The 2329-nt window shown below is 63.0% G+C and carries 2 protein-coding genes; both read left to right on the top strand.

Features of this window, described 5'->3' with window-relative positions; all coding sequences use genetic code 11:
- A partial coding sequence (locus tag WBQ44_RS04760; protein WP_495565584.1) for a MarR family winged helix-turn-helix transcriptional regulator occupies positions 1–309 on the top strand: 309 nt, incomplete at its 5' end.
- 58 nt (positions 310–367) lie between these two features.
- On the top strand, positions 368–2278 hold the full coding sequence (locus WBQ44_RS04755) for an MDR family MFS transporter (RefSeq protein WP_495565585.1): 1911 nt from the start codon (positions 368–370) through the stop codon (positions 2276–2278).
- Positions 2279–2329 lie beyond the last annotated feature (51 nt).

Raw genomic sequence — 2329 nt, 5'->3', positions numbered from 1 at the left:
GACCTCGCCGCCAGGCTCTGCGTCAGCCAGTCCGCCCTCAGCCGGCAGATCGCAGAGCTCGTCGAACTCGGCTACATCGATCGGACCCCGGATCCCGACGACAAACGTGCGTCGCGGGTCCAAGTCTCGGCGGAGGGCCAGCAGAAGCTGACCGCCATCTGGGACCGTCGCGCCGACAGATTGCGCGAGATGTTGAGCGATTGGAGCGAAACCGAGGCACTGGGTGCACTCGACTCCATCCGGAAGCTCAACGAAACCTTCACCGAAGACGCGCACGAAGCAGCGCACTTGAAACTGATTGCGAGATAAAGAAATGACTACAGCAGTAGAAGCTCCGCCCGATACTCAGGCGTCGGAGAACGACGCCATGACTCACCGTCAGATCCTCGAAGCGCTCACCGGACTCCTCGCCGCGTTGTTCACTGCGCTGCTGAGCACCACCATCGTCGCCACGGCACTTCCGACGATCATCGGAGACCTACAGGGATCGCAAACCGCCTACGCGTGGGTCATCACCACCGCACTCCTGGCGAACGCTGCGTCGACACCCATCTGGGGCAAGCTGGCCGACCTGTTCAACAAGAAGGCCCTCGTCCAATCGTCGATCATCATCTTCGTGATCGGCTCGATCATGGCCGGATTCGCACACAATGTGCCGTTCCTGTTGACAGCGCGCGTCGTTCAGGGTATCGGCATGGGCGGTTTGACCGCCCTTGTCATCGCCATCATCGGCTCGATCGTTTCTCCACGTGAGCGTGGCCGCTACTCCGGCTACACCGGCGCGGTCATGGCTGTGTCGATGTCCGGAGGGCCCATCCTCGGCGGCGTCATCGTCGACAGCCCACTCGGTTGGCGCTGGTGCTTCTTCGTCTGCGTTCCGTTAGCCGTCATCGCTCTCGGACTGCTGCAGAAGACGCTGCACATGAAGACCGAGCGCAAGGAAAACGTGTCCATCGACTGGCTGGGCGCTCTCCTGCTCACCGCGGGCGTTTCCGTTCTGCTGGTGTGGGTTTCGTTCGCAGGTAAGGCCGACTACTACGGTTGGCTCTCGCGCGAATCGGCCATGATGGTCGGCGGCGGACTGCTGCTGCTCGTCCTGACGGTCATCGTCGAAGCCAAGGCAAAGTCGCCGATCATCCCGCTGAAGATCATCACCGAACGCACCACCGGCCTTGCGATCATCGCGTCCATCGCCGTCGGCGTCGGCCTGTTCGGAGCGACCACCTTCCTGGGACAGTACTTCCAGACCGCACGCGGCTACTCCCCCACCGAAGCGGGCCTGCTGCAGCTGCCCATGGTTGCCGGAATGCTCGTTGCGACAGTCGGCTCCGGACAGCTCATCACCAAGTTCGGCAAATGGAAGCCGTTCATCGTGATCGGTTCCATCCTGCTCGTCGTCGGATTCATGCTCCTCGGATTCATCGACCACGAGACCAGTCTGTGGACCGTCGGCGTCTTCATCGCCGTCGTCGGACTCGGCACCGGCATGCTGATGCAGAACCTCGTTCTCGCAGTGCAGAACACGGTCAGCGTGCACAACATCGGCGCAGCGTCGTCGACAGTCGCGTTCTTCCGTACCTTCGGCGGCGCCATCGGCGTATCTGTTCTCGGATCACTGCTCGCCACCCGCGTCGGCACGCTGTCGCAGAGCGGATTGGCCGAGCTGGGCATCGATTCGAGCGGTGGCGGTGGGGGCTCGCTGGATCTTGCGTCGCTGCCTCCCGCGGTCGCTACCGTCATCCGCACCGCCTACGGCGACGCCACCGGACGCATCTTCCTCGTCGCCGGGTTCGTCGCCATCGTCACCTTGATCGCAGTCGTCTTCATCCCGAACCGGCCGCTGCGCAAGACAATCGATTTCGCCCAGGCACCCGCCGAGGGCGAAGAGACCATCGAGGTACCGTCGTTCGGCAACACCCGTGAATACCTGGCGTCCGAGGAGACGGCCGACCGGAATGCGGTCACCGGTAAGCACGAGGCACCCGCTGGATCGGCTCCCTTCGAGGGGCTGAGCACCGACGCTCGCGACCGACTGCTCAACCTCCTTCTGCCGGAGCCGAAGGACACGCTCGAGGCCCTCGACGAAGCCGAGGCAATCCGCGCCGAAGTCGTTGCTCTACAGCAGGAACTCGACGCGAAGATGCTCGACTTCGATGCCGTGTGCGAGCGATTGCGTCGGCTCGGCCTCAGCGAAGGTCAGATCGCACGGGTGCTCGGAGACGCGCACGTACCCGATCACTTCGTTCATTCGGCTATGAACGGCCAACGCGTCAACTAGCAACACAACGAACGAAGGCCCGCACACCTGCTGGTGTGCGGGCCTTTTTTC

The organism is Rhodococcus sp. (in: high G+C Gram-positive bacteria) (assembly GCF_049591685.1).
Taxonomy (GTDB): domain Bacteria; phylum Actinomycetota; class Actinomycetes; order Mycobacteriales; family Mycobacteriaceae; genus Rhodococcoides.
This window is presented reverse-complemented; position numbering and strand designations above follow the sequence as displayed.

Excerpts from the sequence above, each read along its gene's own strand:
- WBQ44_RS04755 (WP_495565585.1), top strand. The coding sequence starts at position 368 with ATGACTCACCGTCAGATCCTCGAAGCGCTCACCGGACTCCTCGCCGCG.